The sequence below is a fragment of the Lactiplantibacillus sp. ME-2 genome (genome assembly GCF_022549155.1).
Lineage (GTDB): Bacteria > Bacillota > Bacilli > Lactobacillales > Lactobacillaceae > Lactiplantibacillus > Lactiplantibacillus plantarum.
In genome coordinates, this window is record NZ_JAKZEQ010000026.1 from 1 (window position 1) to 26,149 (window position 26,149).

At 44.4% G+C, this 26,149-nt stretch carries 20 protein-coding genes and 1 pseudogene; 11 read left to right on the plus strand and 10 right to left on the minus strand.

Annotation, left to right across the window (positions count from 1 at the left end; all coding sequences use genetic code 11):
* Positions 1 to 54 precede the first annotated feature (54 nt).
* The 10 genes and pseudogenes from MMY95_RS10140 to rpmH all read right to left on the minus strand — a co-directional run.
* Positions 55 to 573, minus strand: a pseudogene (locus MMY95_RS10140) (DUF916 domain-containing protein); the annotation flags it as partial.
* Positions 574 to 755: 182 nt separating this feature from the next.
* Complete coding sequence (locus tag MMY95_RS10145) at positions 756 to 1,493, minus strand: WxL domain-containing protein (protein WP_003641620.1); 738 nt, start codon at positions 1,491 to 1,493, stop codon at positions 756 to 758.
* 255 nt (positions 1,494 to 1,748) lie between these two features.
* Positions 1,749 to 3,659, minus strand: a complete 1,911-nt coding sequence (gene mnmG / locus MMY95_RS10150; RefSeq protein ID WP_241277629.1) for a tRNA uridine-5-carboxymethylaminomethyl(34) synthesis enzyme MnmG — start codon at positions 3,657 to 3,659, stop codon at positions 1,749 to 1,751.
* Positions 3,660 to 3,677: 18 nt separating this feature from the next.
* Positions 3,678 to 5,069 carry a tRNA uridine-5-carboxymethylaminomethyl(34) synthesis GTPase MnmE gene (gene mnmE / locus MMY95_RS10155; protein ID WP_003641622.1) on the minus strand — a complete coding sequence of 464 codons (1,392 nt, stop codon included), beginning with the start codon at positions 5,067 to 5,069 and terminating at the stop codon, positions 3,678 to 3,680.
* Between the two features lie 231 nt (positions 5,070 to 5,300).
* Positions 5,301 to 6,269: an RNA-binding cell elongation regulator Jag/EloR gene (gene jag / locus MMY95_RS10160; RefSeq protein WP_003646188.1), complete on the minus strand. Its 969-nt coding sequence runs from the start codon at positions 6,267 to 6,269 to the stop codon at positions 5,301 to 5,303.
* A 485-nt stretch (positions 6,270 to 6,754) separates the two neighbouring features.
* A complete protein-coding gene (locus MMY95_RS10165; protein ID WP_003646187.1) occupies positions 6,755 to 8,008 on the minus strand; it encodes an amidohydrolase family protein in 1,254 nt (417 codons plus the stop codon).
* Positions 8,009 to 8,140: 132 nt separating this feature from the next.
* On the minus strand, positions 8,141 to 9,778 hold the full coding sequence (locus tag MMY95_RS10170; RefSeq protein WP_241277630.1) for a peptide ABC transporter substrate-binding protein: 1,638 nt from the start codon (positions 9,776 to 9,778) through the stop codon (positions 8,141 to 8,143).
* Between the two features lie 714 nt (positions 9,779 to 10,492).
* Positions 10,493 to 11,326, minus strand: a complete 834-nt coding sequence (gene yidC / locus MMY95_RS10175) for a membrane protein insertase YidC (RefSeq protein ID WP_003641627.1) — start codon at positions 11,324 to 11,326, stop codon at positions 10,493 to 10,495.
* 15 nt (positions 11,327 to 11,341) lie between these two features.
* Positions 11,342 to 11,686 carry a ribonuclease P protein component gene (gene rnpA / locus MMY95_RS10180; protein WP_003640224.1) on the minus strand — a complete coding sequence of 115 codons (345 nt, stop codon included), beginning with the start codon at positions 11,684 to 11,686 and terminating at the stop codon, positions 11,342 to 11,344.
* Positions 11,687 to 11,796: 110 nt separating this feature from the next.
* Positions 11,797 to 11,931, minus strand: a complete 135-nt coding sequence (gene rpmH, locus MMY95_RS10185; RefSeq protein ID WP_003640225.1) for a 50S ribosomal protein L34 — start codon at positions 11,929 to 11,931, stop codon at positions 11,797 to 11,799.
* 505 nt (positions 11,932 to 12,436) lie between these two features.
* Here rpmH and dnaA point away from each other — a divergent pair.
* The 11 genes from dnaA (at position 12,437) to rplI (ending at position 26,145) form a co-directional block, all read left to right on the plus strand.
* Positions 12,437 to 13,804, plus strand: a complete 1,368-nt coding sequence (gene dnaA, locus MMY95_RS10190) for a chromosomal replication initiator protein DnaA (RefSeq protein ID WP_003641628.1) — start codon at positions 12,437 to 12,439, stop codon at positions 13,802 to 13,804.
* A 177-nt stretch (positions 13,805 to 13,981) separates the two neighbouring features.
* Positions 13,982 to 15,121 (plus strand): DNA polymerase III subunit beta, encoded by a 1,140-nt coding sequence (gene dnaN, locus MMY95_RS10195; RefSeq protein WP_003641629.1) that lies wholly within the window; start codon positions 13,982 to 13,984, stop codon positions 15,119 to 15,121.
* Positions 15,122 to 15,645: 524 nt separating this feature from the next.
* Entirely contained in the window at positions 15,646 to 15,879 is a 234-nt protein-coding gene (yaaA, locus tag MMY95_RS10200) for a S4 domain-containing protein YaaA (protein WP_003641630.1), read from the plus strand.
* Positions 15,880 to 17,004, plus strand: coding sequence for a DNA replication/repair protein RecF (gene recF, locus MMY95_RS10205; protein WP_003641631.1), 1,125 nt, complete (start codon positions 15,880 to 15,882; stop codon positions 17,002 to 17,004).
* On the plus strand, positions 17,001 to 18,947 hold the full coding sequence (gene gyrB, locus MMY95_RS10210; protein ID WP_003641632.1) for a DNA topoisomerase (ATP-hydrolyzing) subunit B: 1,947 nt from the start codon (positions 17,001 to 17,003) through the stop codon (positions 18,945 to 18,947). The genes recF and gyrB overlap by 4 nt, the downstream gene beginning before the upstream one ends.
* Positions 18,948 to 19,111: 164 nt before the next feature.
* Positions 19,112 to 21,673: a DNA gyrase subunit A gene (gene gyrA, locus MMY95_RS10215; RefSeq protein ID WP_277602003.1), complete on the plus strand. Its 2,562-nt coding sequence runs from the start codon at positions 19,112 to 19,114 to the stop codon at positions 21,671 to 21,673.
* Between the two features lie 621 nt (positions 21,674 to 22,294).
* Positions 22,295 to 22,594: a 30S ribosomal protein S6 gene (gene rpsF / locus MMY95_RS10220; protein WP_003637271.1), complete on the plus strand. Its 300-nt coding sequence runs from the start codon at positions 22,295 to 22,297 to the stop codon at positions 22,592 to 22,594.
* Between the two features lie 36 nt (positions 22,595 to 22,630).
* Positions 22,631 to 23,212 (plus strand): single-stranded DNA-binding protein, encoded by a 582-nt coding sequence (ssb, locus tag MMY95_RS10225; RefSeq protein ID WP_003646183.1) that lies wholly within the window; start codon positions 22,631 to 22,633, stop codon positions 23,210 to 23,212.
* A gap of 38 nt (positions 23,213 to 23,250) precedes the next feature.
* On the plus strand, positions 23,251 to 23,487 hold the full coding sequence (gene rpsR, locus MMY95_RS10230; RefSeq protein ID WP_003641635.1) for a 30S ribosomal protein S18: 237 nt from the start codon (positions 23,251 to 23,253) through the stop codon (positions 23,485 to 23,487).
* A gap of 180 nt (positions 23,488 to 23,667) precedes the next feature.
* Complete coding sequence (locus tag MMY95_RS10235; RefSeq protein WP_003643610.1) at positions 23,668 to 25,680, plus strand: DHH family phosphoesterase; 2,013 nt, start codon at positions 23,668 to 23,670, stop codon at positions 25,678 to 25,680.
* Between the two features lie 12 nt (positions 25,681 to 25,692).
* On the plus strand, positions 25,693 to 26,145 hold the full coding sequence (gene rplI / locus MMY95_RS10240) for a 50S ribosomal protein L9 (protein ID WP_003641637.1): 453 nt from the start codon (positions 25,693 to 25,695) through the stop codon (positions 26,143 to 26,145).
* Positions 26,146 to 26,149: the final 4 nt, after the last annotated feature.

The following is a 26,149-nucleotide window of genomic DNA, read 5'->3' on the forward strand; positions in this document are numbered from 1 at the left end:
GGTGTCTTTTTTTTACCATTTTGGCTGGGTGGCTAACTTAATTATAAAACGCGCGTACGAATACTCATTCTTAACGTTGATACTTTTCTCCGTTACTCCTGTTACCTTGTCATCAACCCGTTTAAAATACCATCCACCCAACAAGACGCCATTTACTGGCTGCTTAGGTAACTTCACCTTGATTGCGACCGTTTTGGAGCCTTCAGCCGGAATCGTTATTGTCCGCTCACCCTGAATTGTGGCTAAATCACTGACTCGGTATTTTAACGACTGATCGTACGATTTGGCCGGATTAATATATTCAATCGTCCCATTAGTATTCGTATACGCGGTATGAATAGCCGTTCGAACCTTAATATCCTTATTAGTGACATTGTAAATGTCTGTCCGTAACGTCTGCTGTTGACCGCTTGCCATTTTCAAATCAAAAAAAGAATTTTGTTTATGAATCTGATTTTTTGGTATCTCAGCGGCAACACTAAAACCGACATTGTTGTTGTGGACCGATTGTTGCCGATTAGCCGACACTCCTGTCTGTCCGATTAAAATACTAAATCCAAGACTCACACCCATTAGTCTTATGAATTGGATAACCACTTTCAATCTCAACACACCCCATATTATGACGCATCTTTTAAAACTATCATTTAATAAAAGGGAAGCCACTGCTCGCGATTACATCAACGATTACTTTATCCATAATAACCGTTAGCCATCGCCATCTGCTTTAGCTTCCCCTCTTGGTTATATTCTAACTAACTTGCTGGTGTATCACTCAAACTCCAGTTCAAAGTTGTTTGGTACCCCTGCGCTTTAGCCGTGTTTGCCGGCACCGTTAACTTAACATTACTTGGATCAATTTGATCAACAGTTACACCAGCACCATGATCTTTCGCTGCCGATAATACTGTCGCCGAATTACCATCTAACACGTTAAGAGCCTCAGTGGACTGCACGCCATTATTAGTTGCACCAGAATTAGTTACCGTACCTTTTGGTAGCTGAAGCGTTGCCCCTTTCATTACAGAACCGTCTGTACCAGTCAAACTACTCCCGGCAACGGCCAGTGTCCAACCAGCATTACTTCCTCGGACATCAGATACTTCTGTGACTGCTTTTTTGTTCCATAAACCTGATAAATCCGAATCAGTTTCTGCGGCAGTGTACGTTTCTGGATTTAAAACATCGATCTCATGGCTTCCAAAATCTAATTTATTAGAAACGTAGATCAGCGATAAGCCGCCACCGGCTTTAGCACCGTTACCACTATCACCGCTATTATCAGGCTTATTGGGATTATCCGGATTAACTGGTGATACCGGACTACTATTACCTTTAAACATCGCCTGAATATCAGTCGTACCAGTCGTATTGGCCGTACTATCTGCGTTGGGAGCAGCGGGCGTATCTGCCTGAGCGATGACACCCGAACTCACTAATAAACTACTTGCCACTAAAATACCACTGACTAACTTACTAACTCTTACCAACAATAACTCCCCCTTTATTTTGTAAACACTGTAAACAATGTTTACTAGTTCTGAAGTATAATACCTTAATTTAATTTAGTCATCATTAATTAAAGTGTTGTTGTTTTTTTAATGAAACGTGTACTAATTAAAAAGTAAGCTCACTAAAAAAGCACAATTCCAAGTTGGAATTGTGCTTTATCGTTAAAAATATTAATTTTTTCTTTCATCATTCGTTAATATCAACTGAACACACCAGTCATAACCTACTACTGATGATTATTGAACTTTAGCGATTCGCCCCTGTTGAATATAAACACTCAGAATTGCAATATCCGCGGGATTAACTCCACTGATCCGTGAAGCTTGTGCAATCGTTGTCGGCTGAATCTTCTTTAGCTTCTGATGAGCCTCAGTCGCTAATCCGTCGATCGCATCATAATCGATCCGATCCGGAATCTTTTTAGCTTCCATCTTTTTCAACCGATCAACACGTTCCTCTGCTTTTTGAATATAACCGGCATACTTGATCTGAATTTCAACTTGCTCAATAATATGCCGTTCTAGTAGTTCGGGTGCTGCCGGGATAAATTTCATTAAATCAGCATATTGTACTTCTGGCCGCTTTAAGAAATCTGCCGCCAACACACCATCCTTAAGCTCACCAGAATTATGAGCACGTAAGAAAGCATTGACCTCATCATTAGGCTTGATTCTGATTTTGCCTAAACGGTCAAGTTCATTCTTAATTGCTTGGCGTTTCGCCTCAAATGCCGCATACCGTTCATCATCAATCAATCCTAACTCGCGGCCCTTATCCGTTAACCGCAAATCAGCATTATCATGCCGTAAGATCAACCGGTATTCAGCCCGACTCGTTAGTAACCGATAGGGTTCATTGGTGCCCTTAGTAACTAAGTCATCAATCATGACTCCAATATAAGCATCACTACGCTTCAAAGTGAATTGGCCACGATCAAGGGCACGCAAACCAGCGTTGATACCGGCAATTAATCCTTGCCCAGCGGCTTCTTCATACCCAGAAGTCCCATTCGTTTGACCAGCAGTATAGAGATTCTTGACCAACTTTGTTTCCAAGGTTGCCTTTAACTGGTAAGGCGCCACCACGTCGTATTCGATGGCATAACCTGGGCGCATCATTTCAGCGTCTTCAAGACCCTTAATGGAATGTAAAATCCGCTGTTGAACTTCTTCCGGCATCGACGTTGAAAGGCCCTGAACATACCATTCATCCGTATTACGGCCTTCTGGTTCCAAGAATAATTGGTGCCGCTTCTTATCAGCGAATCGCACGATCTTATCTTCGATCGATGGGCAGTACCGTGGTCCGACCCCTTCAATCACGCCTGTAAACATTGGTGCTCGATCAAGATTTTCACGAATGATCTTATGAGTCGTCTCATTCGTATAAGTTAACCAGCAAGATAATTGATGCTTTAGATCAATGTAGTCAGCATCCTTCGTTTCAAAACTAAAATGATGTGGTTCAGGATCACCAGGTTGTTCTTCCGTAACACTGTAGTCGATCGTATTACCATCGACTCGTGGTGGTGTACCGGTCTTAAACCGTTCCAAGTTAAATCCAAGTCGTTCCAGATCACCAGATAACTTCATCGCTGGTTGCGAATTATTTGGACCCGAAGAATACATTAGTTCACCAATGATAATCTTGCCACGAGCCGCCGTCCCAGTCGTCAAAACGACACTCTTGGCACTATAGCGCGCTCCCGTATTCGTGATAACGCCCTTGCAGACCCCATCTTCAACAATTAAGCCATCGACAATTCCTTGCCGTAACGTCAGATTAGGTTCCCGTTCAATCGTGTGTTTCATTTCCGCATGGTAAGCATGCTTATCAGCTTGAGCCCGTAAAGCTCGAACAGCTGGGCCTTTACCCGTATTAAGCATCCGCATCTGAACGTAAGTCTTATCAATGTTACGGCCCATTTCACCGCCCAAAGCATCAATCTCACGGACGACAATTCCTTTAGCCGGACCACCAACCGATGGATTACATGGCATAAAGGCCACCATGTCTAGGTTGATCGTCATTAAGAGTGTCCGGTTACCCATTCGGGCAGCGGCCAATGCTGCTTCAGAACCGGCATGACCAGCACCAACGACGATAACATCATAGTCGCGGCCTGGGTACTGCTTTACTTCTGTCATTCCAATTTCCTCCTACCACTACTTACCCAGACAGAACTGACTAAATAGCTGGTCTAATAATTCATCTTCATAGCTATCCCCGGTAATTTGACCGAGAAATTCCCAGCAACGGGTCATATCGATTTGAACCAAATCAACTGGCATACCAGCCGCAAGTCCCGTTTGAACATCTTGCAACGCTTGTTTGGCTTGATTCAACAAACCGATGTGACGCGCATTGGTCACCATCACGTTATTTTGACTACTTTCGATACCTTCATTGAAGAACATCTTGGCAATCCGTTGTTCAAGTTGCGTGACGCCACTTTGTTCCAAGACTGACATACTTAAAACGTCACTCAAATCGACTAGTTGCGCCAATTCAGCTTGATCAAGACGGGCTGGTAGATCAGTCTTATTCAAGATAACGATTCGTTTTGACTGGTCAGTCTCTTGCAACAACTCTCGGTCTTCAGCCGTCAACGGTTGGCTATTATCCAACACTAATAAGACTAAATCGGCGGCCCCGATTGCTTTGCGACTTCGCTCGACCCCAATCTTTTCGACCTTATCTTCAGTGTCCCGAATTCCTGCCGTATCGACGAGTTTCAATGGCACTCCACGAACATTGACGTATTCTTCGATCACATCGCGGGTCGTCCCGGCAACATCCGTCACAATAGCTTTGTCTTCATGCAAAAGGTGGTTAAGCAGACTAGATTTACCGACATTGGGACGCCCAATGATCGCCGTTGCCAAACCTTCGCGTAAGACCTTACCTTGCTTAGCCGTCGCTAACAGTTGATTAATGCTTTGGGCGACCTCGGTAGCCTTCTCCTTCAGCATCTTGGTGGTCATTGTTTCAACCGCGTCATACTCTGGATAATCAATATTGACCTCTACTTGGGCTAACACGTCCAAAATATCTTGCCGTAAATGTCGAATCAGCTTAGATAGATCACCATCTAATTGGTTTAACGCGACCTTCATGGACTTATCCGTCTTAGCACGAATCAGATCCATAACTGCTTCCGCCTGTGACAAGTCCAGCCGACCATTCAAGAATGCCCGCTTGGTAAATTCACCGGGTTCCGCCATTCGCGCACCGTGACTCAAGATCAATTGTAAAATTTCATTAGTTGCCACGAGTCCCCCGTGACAGTTGATTTCAACCACGTCTTCACGCGTATAGGTTTTAGGCGCGCGCATTACGGTCGCCATGACTTCGTCGACTTCCTGATGGGTATCAGGATCAACAATATGTCCATAGTTGATTGTGTGTGATTGCACTCGACTGAGATCTTTACCCTTAAAAATCTGGGTCACCACGTTAAACGTTTGGTCCCCACTAATCCGAATAATTGAAATACCACCCTCACCAGGCGGCGTTGAAATTGCCGCGATCGTGTCAAATTCTGTGGTCGTTGGCATACCATCATGTCCTTTCTTGTCAGCGTTTCATCGCCTAATACCATACCAAATTTACTTACAATTAGTTAATAATATGTCCTAAAATGCAGAAAAAAAGCGCCTAGTCCACGCCACCTTAAAGCGTGGATAAAGCACTTTGACTACTTTATCTAAAAGATAAGAATGATTAACACCTACTATAATAGCTCACCCGGAGTTTGTCAAACGCCTGTTTGCGTTACTTTGAATAAACTATTTGCGAATCGCCACAACCACGGCCCGGTGCGGATCGCGGCCTTCTGAGAATGTGGTTACATGGTGATTATTCGCTAGTTCAGCGTGAATTAATTTCCGTTCAAACGATGGCATCGGGTCCAAGAAAACTTGTTTGCCCGTTGCAATCACTTCTCGAGCCGTACTCTCGGCTAACCGCTTAAGTGTCGCAGCCCGGCGCTCCCGATAATCATCCACATCTAGCACCACGTTAACGTGTGACGCGCCATGATGATTCATATAAACTTGCGCCAAATCTTGCAGTGCATTGATCGTTCGACCGTGTTTGCCAATCAGCAAACCCTGCTTAGTTGTATCGAAATTCAATGTCGCATAGCGGTTGCCGAAGTCGACGTCAAGATCCGCCGTGACACCTAGTTCTTTGACCACCGCAAGCAAGTAATCGCACAACGCCCGCACCGCGGTCTCGTTAGCTGCTTGGCGCGCTGCAATTTCAGCGGGTGTCCGCGGCGTCTGACTCTGGTCAGCAGTCGCTGATTTGGTCTTACTAGTGGTCACTGGTTTAGATTGGTCGGTACCAGCGATAACCGGGCCGGTGGTAACCGCCATTGAAGCGGGTTTAGCTACTGCTTCCGCCTTGCTAGTCGCTGGTTTTGTGGCACTGGTCGTGGCCTGACTAGTTTTAGCTTGTCTGGTCGGCGTTGACTTTGGTGTCCGCACGGTAGGCCGCGGCATGGTCGGTGCTGTCGTTGATTCAGTAGCTACTGACTGTTGCGCTGTCGCCGTAGCGGAAGTTGGCGTCGTTGCAGGTGCTGCGGAGGCTGGCACCACCGTTAGCCGTACTTGGGCGGGGTGTTTGCCTAGCCCCAGAAATCCTTTTTTTGCTTCAGCGATCACTTCAACTTCAACTTGATCGCGTGTTCGGTGCAGTTGTTTTAGACCAGCCGCGATTGCGGCCGCGACGGTATTACCTTCAAATACTGTCATGCTTGAATCCTCCTCGTTAAAAATCCTGCTTTCATTATAGCATTACCATTCGCCATGCGAACACCTGAGTATGAACACTTAATGAACCCTTACAACGATTAGGACTTCGGCCGTTCTACTACTCCTGAAAACTCAGACTAGCAAAATCTAGTGCTTATTATGTCAATAACCAACCTGTTCATGGCGCGTTTCAGAGACGCGGCCCACAGCCTCCCTTTGCCGTATTTACTAATTGCCACTCGCGAGCCGTATCAAAGCTGCTCTAAACTCAATAAAACCGATTTTCCCGTCCGTAATGACTAGAAAATCGGTTTATAATGCTAGTATTTTTAGCCGACTAATTCACGGCATCTGACCTACTGATTGGCCACTAAATCAAACCACTATCAAATTCAAGCCAGAACCAGCTCACCTGTCAGTACACTAACTGGTCATATGACGAATCAAGACTACCCACACTTAGCCCTGATTCTCAATAAGACGGACTACCCGACCTGCCGTACAGGAACTTGCTCATCAACACCGGCCGTTTTAGCCGCTTGATGAACTTGAATGCCATGTTGGAAAACATCCTTATCTTGCTGAATAACCCGAATATCTTCGATTGGATTGGCGGTCATTGCAATAAAATCTGCAAATTTACCAGCAGAAATCGTCCCGTATTCATCCGCAACATGCATCGCACGGGCACAGTTGATTGTGGCCGTATCGATGGCTTGTGCGGGAGTCATGCCCGCCTTATCGACATAGAGCTGCATTTCGTATGCTGATTCATCCTCAAAGCCATTATAAGGCGTTCCAGCATCCGTCCCCATCGCGATGGGAATGCCAGCCGCCGCGGCTTTAGTGATACTTGCAAAATGCTTCTTGATGTTGACGATTACCTTTTCACGCGCCCATGCTGGAACGGTCTTCTCGCCATATTTATAAATAGCATACATCGCGTTCATCGTTGGTACGATCACAGTGCCATGTTGCCGCATCATCTCAATTGTTTCATCATCAATATCAAAGGCGTGTTCGACAGTATCGACGCCGGCTTGAACCGCCTCTTTTACCCCGGCATTCCCCTGCGCGTGAGCCGCCACCGTCTTGCCTTTATGATGGGCCTCAGCAACGGCTGCTTGAACTTCTTCAAAATTAAACTGAATATCATCTGGGGTCTCGCCGTTTCGAAGTACCCCACCGGTAACCATCATCTTGATATTATCGACGCCCATTTTAAGGGCCTGGCGAACACCTTGAACGACCGCATCCACACCATCGACTTCTTGGCCGCCATCCGCACCATGACCACCCGTAATTGAAAAGGCCTGGCCAGATGTCATCACGCGAGGGCCCGCAATCTTTCCTTCTCGTTGCATCTTTGAAATCGCAACGTCAATATCATACTGGGCGCCAACATTGCGAATATAGGTTACCCCATGGTTTACCATATCTTGCATATTGTGAATCGCATACATGGTATTATACTCACGTGACTCCGGATGGCGGTCTTCCTGGCCGTCATGCCACCAGTAAGTTGGAATACTGGTAATATGTGTATGGGCATTCATGATGCCCGGCATAACATACTTTCCTTGCATGTCTGTCGTTTGTTCAGCAATCGTATCCGGGGTTCCTGTACCGACCGCGATGATTTTTCCGGTTGCGTCGTCAACAGTCATGAATTGATTATCGATAAAAGTTTGCTTTTCTGAACTGTAGATTGAGGCATTGATATAGTTGGTTTTGGTCATAATAATGACTTCCTTTCATTTTGGCAGGTCGCACACCGTTCATTAACGGTAACGGACCATCATTTTCATCACTGCATTGTTGGTTCTCTAACTGACTATTCACCACGCCTCACCACCTTTCATGACAAGTTTTTATTTCCAATAAGCATATTGAAGTTGACTGGACGTTCCAGAAAATTCATCCCATTGCAAGCCACCAACATCCTTGCTGACCAAAAATGCAGAAGAGGCTTGGTAAGTGGGAATCACGGCATCGAGTTTCATCAACCGGCGATCAGCTTGCTTTTCATAAGTCCACCGTTGCGCGGCCGTGTATTTCGCCGTATTAGATACCTTGGCCATCAACGCATCGTACTTCGCATCTTTCCACTGAGTAAAGTTGATGCTATTCGAGCTCTGCATCCCATCCAAAAAGTTTTGGGCATCCGGATAATCCGGCCCCCAACCGACTGTGACGAGGTCAAAGTTCCCCGTAAAATCACGTGATACGTGGGTCGCGTGTGGAACCGCAACGATCTTGATCGTCACGCCTTTCAAATACTTTTCGGCCACGCCCTGGACGTATTCAGCGAGTTTCTTCTCAGTATCCGTATCGTCGCATAGAAAATTCAAAGTCACATTTTGCTTGCCGAGTTCCTTTTGGGCCTTCTGCCAATACTGCTTAGCTTGCTTGATATTAGTCGGTGATAAGTTCCCAACTTCCTTAACAAAATCCTCACCAGTAGTCGGATCACTCGCGTAGTTTTTCGGAACAATGTTCGTCGCGGCTTGCGAGCCGTCTTGCAAGACATCTTTTGCTAGTGTTTTTTGATTAATGACCAGGCTTAGCGCGTGCCGGAAATTCTCATTGGCAGTTACGGACTTCTTACTATTGAAATAAATGTAATTATTCCGGCCAGTTTTAGTGACCGTCATTTGACTATTATTGGCATTATTCTTCACGTACTGCCCCGAAATGTTGGTCACTTGGGCCGTTCCGGCGTTGAAGAGGTTCTGCGCCGTATTATCATCCTTAGTGACCGTGACTTTGATGCGCTTGATCTTAACGTTCTTGGCATTCCAGTAGTACTTATTCTTAACGTAATACCAACTATCATTAGAGCCTTTCCAGCCCTTAATAACGTAGGCACCGTTTGCTACCGTCGTCGCTGAGTTACTCCCTAACTTAAACCCGTATTTCTGGACTGCCGCCGTATTGAGTGGGTAAAAGCTCGTAAACTCATAATTCATATAAGGCACCGGCTTGCTCAACTTGATGGAAAACGTTCGCTTATTAATAGCCGTCACACCTAATTTATTAACGGCCATTTTTCCTTTATTAACGGCATCAAAGTTCTTGATGTAACTAATGGCATCCAAGTTTTGAGACTTCGTTGTTGGATTAGCTTGCCGCCGCAACGCCGTCACGAAATCTTGTGAAGTGATCTTGGTTCCATTTTGCCAGCGTGCATTTTTGCGAATCGTAAACGTATACCGGGTCTTGTTTTCAGTAGGATTGACCTTCTTCTCGACTACCCCCGCAACAATCTTATTATTCGCGTTTTTGCGGTAAATCCCTTCACCAGTCTGTGTAATTACGGCACCGCCGTTGGTTTCGATCGAAGTTGTTGGATCAGTCGTCATCGGTTCGCCAGGAATCGTGATGCCTAACGTCCTATTTTGATCAGCCGTACTGGTCGTTTTCGAAGAATTAGAGACCGCCCCCAAGCAGCCGGTTAATAATAAGGCGCTCACCACCCCTATAATGCTATATGTATACTTTGCTTGCATCTCTAATCCCTCCATTATGTTTTGATTTTAATCAGATCAACCGGCATCCCGCAAAACAAAAAGACGCCCTACTAAGCTGTTATGCTTAAAAGGACGTCTTCACGCGGTACCACCTCATTTGCGAGCCAGTCAGACTCACCACTTACATACGGCCAAATTTATTGACGATATGTTGGTACGTTATCGGGTACACCCGGAAATTGCTTCACGCAACTTCTCACTAGTAATCGACTTTTAGCTACCAGTTCAGATCGCTTTTCATCATCCGCGACTCGCTGTAACTGACTGATAACCGACTCCTCGACTGCCGTTCGCTTAATCTAATTATTTTTTAATGTGATTCACATCTTAGCGGTCATTTTTCAATTTGTCAAATCTTTTTTTGGAACTTTTTCATGCGCCGGGTCATTACGTTTTTAATCGCCCGTTCTAATTACGACTGACAAAGTAGCTCTCTCAAACCGCGGCACGCTATTAAAAACATGTGATAAAATGGTGCAGACAATTATTTTTATAGGCACCTTGATCCCCGGATGATTACTATTACCAGTATTTGATCGTTCATTACAATTTCCTCATCACGGACCGTCCAGGGGCCTTACATAAACGCACATTAGCATCCTGCCATCACAGTCCAAATCATATTGACCGATTGGTAAAGATGATACAGAGCCAACAAAAAAGACCCACCACACATGGCAGGTCTACTTGTATTTAACGTTTATGATTACGAATCGCGCGCTTTCTAGCTTTTTCAAGCGTTCGCTTACGATCACGTTCAGCTTGCTTCTTAGCTTCCCGTTCGCGATTAATCTTGAATGGGTTTTGTAATAACAAGGTTTGACCAACTTGGAACGCGTTGGAAATCACCCAGTACAAGGACAACGCTGATGGCACGTTAATGGCCGTAATCAAAATAATCACAGGCATCAAATACGTCATTGACGTTGTCATCCCGTTTTGTTCTGGCTGCGACTTCATCGCTAACCAGGAACTAGCAAACGTAAAGATCGCCGCTAGAATTGGCAAAACGTAGTACGGATCCTTGCTACCTAATTGCAACCATAAGAACGAACCGGTCTTCAAGGCTTGTGTCCGCCAGATTGCTTGGTACAACGCAATCAAAATAGGCAACTGAACTAGTAATGGCAACATGCTGGCCATTGGATGCACACCATGCTTGGCATACAACTTCTTCATTTCCGCTTGGAGCTTTTGCTGAGTTTCCATATCGCGTGACGAATACTTCTTTTGCAAAGCCTTCATCTGCGGTTGGACTTCTTGCATGGCTACCATGTTGCGGGTTTGGAAGATCATCAATGGCAAGATAATGATCCGGATGATCAACGTAAAGACGATGATCCCGAGACCATAACTATGACCAAACAAGTTTGATAACCAAATAATCGCCCGTGAGAAGTTCAAGATGATTAAGCCATCCCAAAACCCGGTGCTCTTATCCGTGATTGGGGTATTACTACACCCACTCAAAACTAGTACGATCGCTAGTACGGCCAGCATTGCCAGTATTTTTCTGTACTTTTTCAAACGAATGTCCTCACTTTAATCATTGTCCAGCAGGTGCGCTAGCTTTAGCGCATGGCTTAGATAAGCTTTGGTTTCGGCTTGCGACTTACCAGCAACGGTTGGTCGGGCAATGACGAGAAAGTCTGCATCTTGCTTAAGCTGCGGCTTTAGCTCGGTGATTGATTGCCGAATCCGGCGTTTGACCCAGTTACGCGCAACGGCGTTCCCGATCTTCTTACCGACCGAAATACCGACGCGGAAATGGGGTTGCCCCGGTTTTTCCAAAACGTAAATGACAAATTGACGATTGGCATACGAGTTGCGGGTCTCAAAAACTTGTTGGAACTCAGTTTCTTTTTTTACCCGATATGATTTTCGCATAATCCATCTCCATGTGTGCGCTCAAGCTCTTGAGCGAATTGCTACACAACTTTACAGCCCTAAACACCTGGTCTAGGACTGTAAAGAAAAAGCCACTGATTATCAGTGGCCTATGCAGACAATACTTTTCTGCCTCGTTGGCGTCGACGGGCTAACACTTTACGGCCATTGCTGGTGCTCATCCGTTTGCGGAAACCATGTACACGTTGACGATGGCGCTTCTTTGGTTGGTAAGTTCTCTTCATCATGACACCTCCTTCTCCATAATGACATGAATCAATTCGATTAAGTCGTTATTTTCAAAACGCAGTTTACATCTAAACGCATTTCCTGACTACTATAGCATATTTTTATTTGTTTGAAAACCAGTAAATTAAATTTCTCCGTAGTAATTCGAGGTCAAAAAATTATTTAATTGCGAATTTATTTGTGGATTATAGCAAAGTGACTTTCCGTTATTCGCAATTTACCCACAAGTTTTTCGACAAATTAACGGGTTGTTATTTAGTTATCCACAGGGCGTATTTGTTGTGTGTATAACTCCAATAAACGCTTTTATTGCGGCTTTAGTTTTGAACTCGCTTTTGTGGATAAGTGCTGTTTTATAAAATTAATTCCTAGTTTTCGACAAGCTGTGTATATTCAAATCCCAGCCTGTGAATTCTCTTAACTTTAACTTGTCCACTTGTGGAAAACTCTATATGTTCATGCTAAAATAGAATTACGTTTTTTAAGAAAAGGGGTATCCACGTGCTGGAACGTAATGACTTATGGAATCTCATTAAGTTCTCTATGGAACAAGATCTGTCCAAGATCACGTTTCAAACGTTTGTCGAACCGGCAAAACCACTCCAACTCGATAAAGCCCAAATGACGATCGAAGTCCCAACACAACTTCATCGTGACTATTGGGAGAAAAACTTGGCCGCAAAGTTCACGGACATTGCGATGCAAGCGACTAACGAGCAGATTCGGCCGGTCATGATAACGGAAGAAGAACGTCAGCAACTTACGAGAGACAAGGACTCGCAAGTGACTACCGGTAACGTTGCGGGACAACAACCAACAACCGCAACTACCCCCACATTTATGCGGGAAACGAAACTCAACCCGAAATACACTTTTGATACTTTCGTGATCGGTAAAGGCAATCAAATGGCCCATGCCGCTGCGTTAGTTGTGTCGGAAGAACCCGGCACCATGTATAATCCGTTGTTTTTCTACGGGGGCGTTGGTCTGGGAAAAACCCACCTAATGCACGCTATCGGTAACAAATTGTTAGAAACCGATCCGACTAGTAACATTAAATATGTGACTAGCGAATCTTTTACGAATGAATTAATTAATGCCATTCAAACTAAAAAACAGGAGGCGTTCCGCGAAGAATATCGGAACGTTGACCTGTTATTAGTCGACGACATTCAATTTTTTGCCAATAAGGAAGCAACCCAAGAAGAGTTCTTCCATACATTTAATGCTTTATATGAAGATGATAAGCAAATCGTGCTTACATCCGATCGCTTACCGAACGAAATTCCGCAACTCCAAGATCGCCTAGTTTCTAGGTTTAAGTGGGGATTATCCGTTGATATTACCCCACCTGATCTCGAGACGCGGATTGCTATTTTGCGCAATAAAGCCGATCTTGAAGGGATCGAAATCCCTGACGATACGTTAAGTTATATCGCCGGTCAGATCGACTCAAACGTGCGAGAACTCGAAGGTGCCTTAGCACGAGTGCAGGCATACTCACGACTGAATAATTCACCGATTACCACCAGTTTAGTGGCGGATGCATTGAAGAGTTTGCACCTTAGCAGTAAACTATCAGAGGTTTCGATTCCCGTCATTCAGGAAAAAGTCGCCAAGTACTTCCATGTAACAATGGCTGACCTTAAGGGAAAGAAACGCAATAAACAAATCGTGATTCCACGTCAAATTGCCATGTATTTATCACGCGAACTGACTGAAAGTTCACTTCCGCGCATCGGTAACGAGTTTGGTGGTAAGGACCATACGACTGTGATCCATGCGCATGATAAAATCACTAAGGCACTCAAAACTGATGCTGAATTACAAAAAGCCGTGGGTGATTTGACAGGCCAGCTCAAATCTTAGTGTGGATAAAAAAGGATAACTCAAAAAGTTTTCCACAACTTATACACATGTGGAAAACTTGATAACGCCGAGTCTTTACTCGGTTTTCCACAGTACCCACTGCTCTACTATTACTACGAACTTTTATTATTAATATATATCTAGTGCCCGTCGCTAGAATAAAGAGGGGATTAACTTATGAAATTCACGATCAATCGATCTGCCTTCATCAAAGAATTAAATAACGTCCAACGGGCCATTTCTTCAAAAACGACCATTCCAATTTTGACTGGTCTTAAACTTGACGTTAATACTGACGCTATTACCTTAACTGGTAGTGATGCTGATATTTCTATTGAAACCACCATTCCAGCAAGTGATGACAACAATACGTTAGTCGTTGAAGATGCCGGTTCAATCGTTTTACCTGCCCGTTTCTTTAGTGAAATCGTAAAAAAATTACCAGAAGACACCATGACTGTTAACGTGGTCGACGGTTTTCAAACACAAATTACTTCAGGAGCCGCTTCCTTTACAATCAACGGCTTAGACCCTGAAAACTACCCACACTTACCTGAAATTGATACGACTAATACCATCACGTTAGCTGGGGATGTACTTAAAGAGTTGATTGGTCAGACCGTTATTGCTGTTTCCAATCAGGAAAGTCGGCCAATCCTGACCGGGGTTCATTTTATCTTAGCTAACGGTGAGTTCTTAGCGGTCGCAACCGATTCACACCGCCTAAGTCAACGCCGGATCAAGTTGCCAGAAGCCAATAATGCCAATTATGATGTAATCATTCCTGGTAAAAGTTTGACAGAATTATCTCGGATGATCGGCGACAATAATCCTGACGTGCAGATGCGGTTATCAGAAAACCAAGTCCTATTTGTGCTGGGGAATACGTCCTTCTATTCTCGCTTACTCGAAGGAAATTATCCCGACACGTCACGGCTGATTCCTAAAGAATCTAATACGACTGTTGAAATTTCAGCACCCGCACTTTCAGCAGCAATTGAACGGGCATCCCTGTTATCACACGAAAGTCGCAATAATGTGGTTCGCTTCTCCGTTAACCCAACGGACAAAACGATTACGATTTTCGGTAACTCACCAGATGTCGGGGAAGTAACGGAACAACTACAGCCCACTGATTTGTCAGGTGACGAACTTGAAATTTCGTTTAACCCAGACTACATGAAAGAAGCGTTACGTTCGTTTGGGCAAGCTATGATCAAAATCTCATTCACGATGGCATTGCGCCCATTCACTTTAGTGCCAACTGAAGAAGGCGAAAACTTTATTCAGTTGATTACACCAGTTCGAACGTTTTAATTAGCTGAATAAATATACAATTCTAAATAAAAGGCCCGCATTTCACCGTGAAATGCGGGCCTTTTATGACGGCTAAAACTAGCTAAAGATGGGGCAATGAATAGGCAATAGCGATGATGTAACTTTTGAAGTTTTAACTTATGCATATTATATTAGCTGCTGGTGAATTGTCACGCTAACTATCGATGTTGCCCCACTAAAATCCCACCATCTGATGAACCCCAGTCCTTGCACTCGTTCGCTACAAACGCTCGCTTTCAGATAATGAATGCTGGCTTTAGCCAATTTTTATAGGTAAAAAACAAGATATTTTATTAAAATCCGCAAAATTAGGGAATTTCAGCAAATTTACCCCTAGGCTAGTATCCCGATATTAAAAAGCCCTAAATCGTCTTAAAATGGCTCTGAGTGCGGTTATAAATTGAATTTTCATCAAAAAACAAGTATAATATAACCTGTTAGGAGTGTGTGTAGCACGCCAGACAGTCGTTTAATAGCTTGTAATCAGATAGGCAGGTGACATTGTGAAACAGCCAATAGATATTAAAACCCCATATATGACGTTGGGGCAACTCTTAAAAGAAACGGCCATCATTGGATCGGGTGGTCAGGCGAAGTGGTTCTTAAAAGAAACAACCGTGTTAGTTAATGGTGAACCAGATGATCGGCGGGGTCGGAAACTTTATCCAGGCGATACGATTGAAGTTGAAGACAACGGGTCATTTTTTATTCGCTCAAATCAAGAAACGACTGATTAGATGTACTTAGAAAACTTAGTCTTGCATGATTTTCGGAACTACGCGGATTTGACCATTAATTTTAGTCAGGGCGTTAATGTTCTATTAGGTGAAAATGCGCAGGGAAAGACGAACCTGTTGGAAGCCATTTATGTGTTGGCGTTAACGCGTAGTCACCGCACCGCTAACGATAAGGAATTAATTCGGTGGCAAACCACCACGGCAACGTTGCAAGGCCGGTTACATAAAAGTACCGGTGCTGTCCCCCTGGAACTTGAATTGGGGCGGCGGGGCAAGCGAGCGAAAGTCAATCATCTTGAGCAAGCCAAATTATCCCAGTACGTCGGAAATTTGAACGTGATCGTGTTTGCACCTGAAGATTTATCCATCGTTAAAGGGGCACCCGCGGTTCGCCGTCGGTTTATGGATATGGAATTTGGTCAGATGAGCCCTAAATACCTCTATAACCTAAGTCAGTATCGCACGATTTTAAAACAACGTAATCAATACTTACGGCAATTAAATCGGCAGCAGGCCAAGGATAAGGTTTATTTGGGTGTCTTGTCGGATCAATTGGCTGCATTTGGTGCGGAAATCATCCATAAACGACTACAACTGTTGCAGCAACTTGAGAAATGGGCGCAAGCTGTTCACAGCGAGATTACGCAAGAACAGGAACAATTAACGTTTCACTATGTCACTCAAGTGCCAACTGCCGACCAGACGTCGGTCGATCACATTTATCAAACGCTACAGGCCTTATATCAGCAACAACAAGCCAAAGAAATTTTTCAAGGAACGACTTTATTAGGTCCTCATCGCGATGATTTACAATTTGGTGTTAACGGCAAAAATGTGCAGACTTTTGGCTCCCAAGGCCAACAACGTACAACTGCTTTGTCCGTTAAGCTTGCTGAAATTGATCTGATGAAAGCTGAGACGGGCGAGTACCCGGTCTTATTATTAGACGATGTCTTATCAGAATTAGACGCTGCACGGCAGACTCATCTGCTGACAGCGATCCAAGATAAAGTGCAGACCTTTTTAACCACGCCAAGTCTTGACGGGGTGGCCCGCAAATTAATTAATGCGCCAAAAGTATTTGAAGTTAGCCATGGCACTTTACATGAGGAGGAACCGCATTGACCGAAAACGAAAAAGAAACCAAACTTGAACAGGCTCGCGAATATGATGCTAGTCAAATTCAAGTTTTGGAAGGTTTAGAAGCTGTCCGGAAACGTCCCGGAATGTATATCGGTACGACGAGTAGCCAAGGACTCCACCACTTAGTTTGGGAAATTGTTGATAACGGAATTGATGAAGCCCTAGCAGGGTTTGCAAACGTGATCCACGTGACCGTTGAAAAGGATAATAGTATTACGGTTACTGATAACGGTCGTGGGATTCCTGTTGATATTCAAGAAAAAACGGGTAAACCAGCGCTTGAAACGGTTTATACGATTTTACATGCCGGTGGTAAATTCGGTGGTGGCGGTTATAAAGTCTCTGGTGGTCTTCACGGGGTCGGGGCTTCCGTTGTTAACGCCTTATCATCGACCCTGGACGTCAAAGTAACTCGGAATGGTCATGTTTATTACATGGACTTTGAACGTGGAAAGGTTAAAACACCGATGAAGATCATTGGTGATGCGCCTGATGATGCTCATGGTACGGCGGTTCATTTTGTTCCGGATCCTGATATTTTCCGGGAAACGACCACCTATGACATTAATATTTTGACGACTCGGATTCGCGAACTCGCTTTCTTAAATAAGGGATTACGGATCACGATTCGGGATAATCGCCCTGATGAACCCACTGAAGATGACTTTCTCTACGAAGGTGGGATTCGTCACTATGTTGAATATCTAGATAAGAATAAGACCGTTCTATTTCCAGAACCGATTTATGTGGAAGGGGAACAGAATGGGATTACGGTAGAAGTTGCGTTGCAATATACTGACGACTACCACAGTAATTTGATGACCTTCACCAACAATATTCATACGTACGAAGGTGGGACGCATGAAGAAGGTTTCAAACGTGCTTTGACGCGGGTCATCAACGACTATGCTCGTAAGAATAACTTGTTGAAGGAAAGCGATGCGAACCTATCTGGCGAAGATGTTCGTGAAGGGATGACAGCTGTTGTCAGCGTCAAGCATCCGGATCCTCAATTTGAAGGTCAAACGAAGACGAAACTTGGTAATTCCGATGCTCGGGCAGCAGTTGACCGGTTATTCTCAGAACACTTTAGCAAGTACTTGATGGAAAACCCAAGTGTTGCCCGTAAAGTGGTCGATAAAGGGTTACTTGCTTCCAAGGCCCGGGTCGCTGCTAAGCGTGCGCGGGAAGTTACGCGAAAAAAGAGTGGCTTGGAAATTAGTAATTTACCAGGTAAGTTGGCGGACAACAGTAGTAAAGACCCTGAAATTAGTGAGTTGTTCATTGTCGAAGGGGATTCTGCCGGTGGGTCGGCTAAGCAGGGACGTTCCCGGTTGACGCAAGCGATTTTACCGATTCGGGGTAAAATTTTGAACGTTGAAAAGGCCAGCATTGATAAGATTTTAGCCAATGAAGAAATCCGGTCATTGTTTACGGCAATGGGAACTGGCTTCGGTGGTGACTTCGACTTGAGCAAAGCCAATTATCACAAATTAATTATCATGACTGATGCCGATGTCGATGGGGCCCATATTCGGACCTTGTTATTGACGTTGTTTTACCGGTACATGCGGCCATTAGTTGACGCTGGCTTTGTGTACATCGCTCAACCACCGTTGTACCAAGTCCGGCAAGGTAAATTTGTGAAGTATATTGATTCAGATGAAGAATTGAGTGAGGTCATGGGGCAATTGGCACCATCACCGAAACCAGTTGTTCAACGGTACAAGGGGCTTGGTGAAATGGACGCGGAACAATTATGGGAAACGACCATGGATCCAGACAAGCGGCGCCTATTACGGGTTCGTGATGAAGACGCTGCGGATGCCGATGGGGTCTTCTCGATGTTGATGGGGGACCAAGTCAAACCACGGCGAGAATTTATTGAAGATAATGCCAAGTTCGTCCAGGATCTGGATGTTTAGTGTGTCAGTTTAGTCATTTTGACCTAAGAACTGAGGCGCAAGCTGTTAATCAGACTTAGGGTCGTAATGGCACGACGGTTGTCTTAATGGCGACTTTTACTTGAGACATGTAAAGCTTAATCAAGCTTTAATAGCGGCAAAACGGATGAAGGAGGACGAATATTTTGGCTGATTCAGATTTATCGAACAATCGTATTTCGGATGTGAACCTTTCGAAGACCATGCGAACGTCATTCTTAAGCTATGCCATGAGTGTTATCGTGGCACGGGCACTGCCGGACGTACGTGATGGGTTAAAGCCAGTGCACCGGCGGATTCTTTACGGTATGAGTGAATTAGGTGTGACGCCGGATAAGCCGTATAAGAAGTCGGCCCGGATTGTTGGGGATGTTATGGGGAAGTATCATCCCCATGGTGACTCCGCAATTTATGAGTCAATGGTGCGGATGGCCCAAGACTTTAGCTATCGCTACATGTTAGTGGATGGTCACGGGAACTTCGGTTCTGTCGATGGTGACGGGGCTGCCGCGATGCGGTATACCGAAGCCCGGATGAGTAAGATTGCGGTTGAAATGCTCCGCGATATTAACAAGGATACCGTTGATTGGCAACCAAACTATGATGATACAGAACGGGAACCAGCAGTCTTACCAGCACGTTTCCCGAACTTACTCGTTAACGGTGCCACTGGGATTGCTGTTGGGATGACAACAAACATTCCGCCACATAACTTAGCGGAAGTCATTTCAGCAATCCACCTGTTGATGGATAATCCTGATGCAACAGTTGCTGACTTGATGGAAGTCTTACCTGGACCAGATTTTCCAACTGGCGGGATCGTAATGGGAAAGTCCGGTATTCGTAAGGCTTACCAGACTGGTCGTGGGAACATTATTGTTCGTGCGAAGGTCGATATTCAAGACCAAAAGAATGGTAAGCAACGAATTATCGTGACCGAATTACCATATATGGTCAATAAAGCTAAATTGATCGAACGGATTGCTGGTTTAGCTCGAGACAAGGAAATTGAAGGTATCACTGATATCAATGATGAAAGTGACCGTGAAGGGATGCGGATCGTCATTGATGTTCGGCGGGATGCCAGCGCCTCGGTTATCTTGAATAACCTTTACAAGATGACATTGATGCAGACTAACTTTGGCTTTAACATGTTAGCCATCGTTAAGGGTGCTCCAAAAGTCTTAAGCTTAAAGCAAATCTTAATCTATTACCTGGAACACCAGGAAGACGTGATTCGGCGTCGGACTGAGTTTGACTTGAAGAAAGCCCAAGCACGGGCCCATATTCTTGAAGGCTTACGGATTGCCCTTGATCACATTGATGAAATCATTGCGATTATTCGTCAATCACAAACGAGTGAAATTGCGAAGAACCAATTGATGGATAATTACGGCTTGTCTGATAAGCAGGCACAAGCCATTCTTGATATGCGGTTAGTCCGGTTAACTGGTTTGGAACGTGAAAAGATCGAGAGTGAATACCAGGACTTATTGAAAGCCATTGCTGACTACAAAGAAATCTTAGCTAGCAAGGATCGTATCAACCAAATTATTTACGAAGAATTAATGGAAATTCAACGTAAGTTTGGTGATAAGCGTCGGACCGAATTGATGGTCGGTGAAGTCCTCAGTATTGAAGATGAAGACTTGATCGAAGAAGAAGAAGTGGCTGTTACCTTAACTCACAATGGCTACATCAAACGGTTACCAACGACTGAATTTAAGTCGCAACACCGTGGTGGTCGTGGGATTCAAGGGATGGACGTCCATGATGATGACTTTATTGAACATCTCCTGACGACGTCGACCCATGATGTCCTACTCTTTTTCACTAATGCGGGTAAAGTTTACCGGATGAAGGCTTACGAGATTCCTGAATACGGTCGTACGGCCAAAGGAATCCCGGTCATCAATTTACTGGGAGTCAATTCTGGTGAAAAAATTCAGGCGGTCGTTAATGTCACGGGCGATGCGAGCGCTTCTGATAACTACCTGTTCTTTACAACCGTTAAAGGGGTTGTCAAACGGACACCAGTTCAAGAATTTGCCAATATCCGTAGCAATGGTTTGAAGGCCATTACGCTTAAGGATGATGATGAATTAATCGGGGTTACAATCACGGATGGTCACCAAAATGTAATCATCGGGACGCACGACGGTTATGCCGTCAGTTTCGACGAAACCACAGTGCGGTCCATGGGCCGGACGGCTTCTGGGGTTCGCGGGATTCGCTTACGCGATGATGACTTTGTGATTGGCTTTGACGTTTTGAAGCCCGACAGCAACGTCTTCATCATCACGGAAAAGGGTTATGGGAAACAAACGCCAGCTGCCGATTACCCAATTAAGGGGCGTGGTGGCAAAGGAATCAAGACCGCTAACGTGACTGAGAAGAATGGTCATTTAGCTGGTTTGACGACGGTTGATGGTCAAGAAGATATCATGGTAATGACGAACCAAGGGGTCATGATTCGCTTCAATATCGCAACCGTTTCTCAGACTGGTCGGGCAACCTTAGGTGTTCGTCTCATGCGGTTAGGCGATGATGGTCAAGTCGCAACGATGGCCAAGGTTGATACAGAGCCAGAAGTTGATGAGACTGTCGCAACGGATGCAACGACTGAGGCACCAGTTGACGATCAAACCGTCAACGCCGATGCCACTACGACAGAACCAACAACTGATTCAAACGATTCAAACGAATAAATTGATAAAACAAGCGTGGTCGACAAGATTGTCGACCACGCTTGTTTTTTATGTGAGTCAAGAATTATTATGGCACCGGGTCGTGTGTGATTTACCGGTCATCGGTCCTATTCTGGCCTCCAAAGTCTTGTTTTGAACCGGTAGAAACAATCTTCCTGCGAAGAATAATTTGACTGCTGGAGGCTCATCACTTAGTCCTGCCATCTTCCAGTGATTGGCAGAAATGCCGATAAATTGGGAGAGGACAACATGAAGTAAGCAATTTTAGATTTACGCGGTCAAAACTGGCTTGTGCGATTGAGAGGATTACAGCAGTGCGTGTTATTCTGACGTCGACTTGGTTTAAATTAATGCTGTGTGGGTGTGGGGAAATGTAAGCGAAGGGGAGGATTTCAGAAAAAAGAAATATTTCCCGGGAAATAAAATGAAATATCGCTCAATTGACGTAATTGATTGGTGTAACGGATTCAGGATCTTTTTGTAACAGTCGGCCGCTTCAACCCTTGCAACAAACTGATTTAGATGCTATACTTTAAATTCGTGAGTATCTAGCATTAGCTAGATTACTTTCCTTGCTCTTCAAAAAGAAGGGCCTGAAGTCCATAAGGAGGTGCAAATTTCATGAGTGAATCAAAGAAATATGAAATTACTTACATCGTACGTCCCGACATCGACGATGCTGCCAAGACAGCCTTAGTTGATCGTTTCGACAAAATCTTAACTGATAACGGTGCGCAAGTAATTGATTCAAAAGACTGGTCAAAGCGTCGTTTCGCATACGAAATCGGTGGCTTTAACGAAGGTACTTACCATATCGTTAACTTAACAGCAACTGACGATGCTGCTTTAAACGAATTCGACCGTCTTTCAAAGATCAATGATGACATTTTACGTCACATGATCGTTAAACGCGAAGACTAATAGACAAAATTAATTTTAAGAGAGGAGCGCTTCTGCATGATTAACCGTACAATTCTTGTTGGCCGACTGACAAGAGATCCGGAATTACGTTACACGAATGGTGGTGCCGCCGTCGCGACGTTCACTATTGCCGTAAACCGTCAATTCACGAATCAAAATGGGGAACGTGAAGCAGATTTCATTAGTTGCGTCATTTGGCGTAAAGCTGCTGAAAATTTTGCGAACTTTACTCATAAAGGTTCACTTGTTGGTATCGATGGCCGGATTCAAACCCGGAACTACGAAAACCAACAAGGGGTACGTGTTTACGTTACAGAAGTTGTCGTTGAAAACTTCTCATTATTAGAATCACGGGCAGAGTCTGAACGTCATCAGTCTGCCAATGGTGGTAGTGGTAATAACAATTACAACAACAATAATAATGGGTATAGTAATCAAGGCCAAAATGCGGCTCCTCAACAATCATCAGCGAATAACAATAACCCATTTGGTAATGGTAATACTGGTAATGCTAGCAGTGCGGCACCATCAAGCAGTGCTAACAACAATAATCAGGCTGACCCATTCGCTAATAATGGCGATCAAATTGATATCTCGGATGATGATTTACCATTCTAGTCTAATTGCTTAGACAGATAACGAGGAGGGAAATATCAATGGCACAACAAAGAAGAGGTGGCCGTCGTCGTCGTAAAGTCGACTTCATCGCCGCAAACCATATCGAATACATCGATTATAAAGATACTGACTTATTACGTCGCTTTATTTCAGAACGTGGGAAGATTTTGCCACGTCGTGTAACGGGGACTAGTGCTAAGAACCAACGTTCTTTAACTATCGCCATCAAGCGTGCACGGATCATGGGCTTATTAGCCTTTGTATCTGAAGACTAATTTTTAGTCATTCAAAAACCACAGACTTCGGCTCTGTGGTTTTTATTTACCCTTAACTTGACTAGATAGGGTGGTGGCCGTTCAATGAAGCGTTTACGGTGATTGACACGAAACGCTGAAGCGGACGGTGGTTTGTGATAAAATATAGTCATTACTGAGAAGGCTTGAGGGATTTTTAATATGAAAAAGATCTTTTCGCGTGAAAAAATTCCATTTTTCCTACAAAATCAGCAGTTACGACTCTTAGCGTTGGTTATTTTTAGCTTGTCGTTAATTATGCTCGTCACTGGTTATTTAATGAACTGGATTTTTGGGACCGTTGTCCTCATCTTGATTGTGATGGCTGTGGTGATATCTTATAATACGTTGATTGAGCTCAGTTCGAGTGCAAATGAATATATCTCAGACTTGTCGTATCGTATTAAGCGCGGCGAACAAGAGGCACTGATTCAGATGCCTATCGGAGTAATGATTTTTAATTCCGACCAGACCATCGAATGGATCAATCCTTATCTTCAGCGCTATTTCGGTGATAAGGACGTCTTAGGATACCGCTTGGAAGATATTGAGCCAACACTGGCAGCGACGCTGAACGCTCATCTGGACGAGCCCGCGACGATTCGTTGGCAAGACTACCAGTTTGATGTACGTGTCCAGCAGAGCACTAATACGGTCTATATGATGGATGTGACCAAGTATGCTGAGCTGACGGATCAATTCGAAGATGAAAAACTCGTGATTGGACAAATCTTTTTGGATAATTACGATGAAATCACCCAGTCGATGACTGATACGGATATTTCCAACCTGAACAATTACGTGACCAATGAATTGTCTAAGTGGACCCAGATGTTTGGGATGTACCTGAAGCGCTTGGATGATGATCACTTCTTCTTGTTGGGCTATGCTAGTAGTTTACGACGTGTTGAAGAGAATAAGTTTCGCATTTTAGATCGAATTCGGGAGTCGACTTCTAAGCAAAATTTCCCACTAACATTGAGTATTGGGATTGCTTATGGTGAACGGAACATGAACAATTTGGCCGATTTAGCGCAGAGTAACATGGACCTTGCCTTGGGGCGGGGTGGTGACCAAGTTGTGGTGAAGTCTGAGGACGAACCTGCTCGTTTCTACGGTGGTAAAACCAACCCGATGGAAAAACGGACGCGGGTACGGGCCCGGATGATCAGTCAGACGTTACAAGAGTTAATGAATCAATCTGACCAGATCTTTGTTCAGGGGCACCGCCAACCAGATATGGATGCCGTTGGGGCCTGTCTCGGGATTCGCCGAATTGCTGAAATGAATGGTAAACAGTGTTGGATCGTCTTGGATGAGCAAAATGTGCATTCAGACATTCAGCGTTTACTGGACCAGTTGAAGTCTGATGAGAACATCGAGTCAGCGATTATCTCGCCGGAAGAAGCACTTGAGAAGGCCACTGACCAAAGTTTATTGATTATGGCTGACCATTCTAAGCCAAGTATTTCAATGTCACAGGCCCTTTATGAGCGGCTCGAAAATCGCGTTATGATTATTGATCATCATCGACGGGGCGAAGAATTTCCAGAAAACCCAGTTTTGGTTTATATTGAACCGTATGCTTCGTCGACTTGTGAGCTGATTACCGAGATGTTTGAATATCAATCGCACGATGCCGAACCAATCAATAAGATTGAGGCGACCGCAATGTTGACCGGAATCGTTATCGATACGAAGTCATTTTCATTACGATCAGGATCGCGGACGTTTGATGCTGCTAGTTATCTACGATCAGCCGGTGCGGACTCGTTACTCGTTCAACAATTTATGAAGGAGAACGTTGATAGTTATCTACAACGCAATCATCTGATTGAAACCGTTGAATTTGTTAACCAGGATATGGCATTATGTGTTGGTGAAGATGATCAGGTCTATGACCCAGTAACGGCGGCTCAAGCTGCTGATTCACTATTATCTATGTCTGGTGTCGACGCATCATTCGTGATTACACGTCGTGAAGATGGACGGGTCGGAATTTCGGCACGATCACTTGGCGAGATCAACGTACAAGTTTATATGGAAAAATTGGGTGGTGGCGGTCATTTATCGAATGCTGCAACCCAGATTGAAGGGCAGTCAGTTGAAGCCGTCAAACAATCGTTGATTGATTTGTTAACGGCAACTGATGAGCCGACCACAGAATCTAATTAGGAGTGAGTCTAAATGCAAGTTATTTTTTTGAATGATGTCCGTGGTAAGGGCAAGCGGGGCCAAATCAAGAATGTCCCGGATGGTTACGCACAGAACTTTTTAATTAAAAAGGGATTGGCCAAGGAAGCCACTAAAGCGGCAATCAATACGTTGAAGGCTGAACAGAAGTCTGAAGCAGCACGTGCCGCTGAGGAATTAGCCGAAGCTAAGCAAGTCAAGACAGTTTTGGAAGCTGATGAAACGGTTGTTGAATTGAAGGCCAAAGCTGGTACTGATGGTCGGTTGTTTGGGTCAATTCCTAGCAAACAAATTGCAACGGCGTTAGCTGACCAATACCAAGTTAAGCTTGATAAACGTAAGATCGAATTACCAGAACCAATTCGGGTATTAGGTTACACAAACGTGCCTGTTAAGTTACATCCAGAAGTAACGGCGAAAATTCGCGTGCACGTTGTCGAAAAGTAAAAGG

Bases quoted from the DNA above. Each gene is read 5' to 3' on its own strand.
- MMY95_RS10235 (WP_003643610.1), top strand. From the start codon at position 23,668: ATGAAAAAGATCTTTTCGCGTGAAAAAATTCCATTTTTCCTACAAAAT.
- rpsR (WP_003641635.1), top strand. From the start codon at position 23,251: ATGGCACAACAAAGAAGAGGTGGCCGTCGTCGTCGTAAAGTCGACTTC.
- MMY95_RS10170 (WP_241277630.1), bottom strand. From the start codon at position 9,778: ATGCAAGCAAAGTATACATATAGCATTATAGGGGTGGTGAGCGCCTTA.
- dnaN (WP_003641629.1), top strand. From the start codon at position 13,982: ATGAAATTCACGATCAATCGATCTGCCTTCATCAAAGAATTAAATAAC.
- mnmE (WP_003641622.1), bottom strand. From the start codon at position 5,069: ATGCCAACGACCACAGAATTTGACACGATCGCGGCAATTTCAACGCCG.
- jag (WP_003646188.1), bottom strand. From the start codon at position 6,269: ATGACAGTATTTGAAGGTAATACCGTCGCGGCCGCAATCGCGGCTGGT.
- rpsF (WP_003637271.1), top strand. From the start codon at position 22,295: ATGAGTGAATCAAAGAAATATGAAATTACTTACATCGTACGTCCCGAC.
- ssb (WP_003646183.1), top strand. From the start codon at position 22,631: ATGATTAACCGTACAATTCTTGTTGGCCGACTGACAAGAGATCCGGAA.
- recF (WP_003641631.1), top strand. From the start codon at position 15,880: ATGTACTTAGAAAACTTAGTCTTGCATGATTTTCGGAACTACGCGGAT.
- rnpA (WP_003640224.1), bottom strand. From the start codon at position 11,686: ATGCGAAAATCATATCGGGTAAAAAAAGAAACTGAGTTCCAACAAGTT.
- MMY95_RS10165 (WP_003646187.1), bottom strand. From the start codon at position 8,008: ATGACCAAAACCAACTATATCAATGCCTCAATCTACAGTTCAGAAAAG.
- mnmG (WP_241277629.1), bottom strand. From the start codon at position 3,659: ATGACAGAAGTAAAGCAGTACCCAGGCCGCGACTATGATGTTATCGTC.
- rplI (WP_003641637.1), top strand. From the start codon at position 25,693: ATGCAAGTTATTTTTTTGAATGATGTCCGTGGTAAGGGCAAGCGGGGC.
- rpmH (WP_003640225.1), bottom strand. From the start codon at position 11,931: ATGAAGAGAACTTACCAACCAAAGAAGCGCCATCGTCAACGTGTACAT.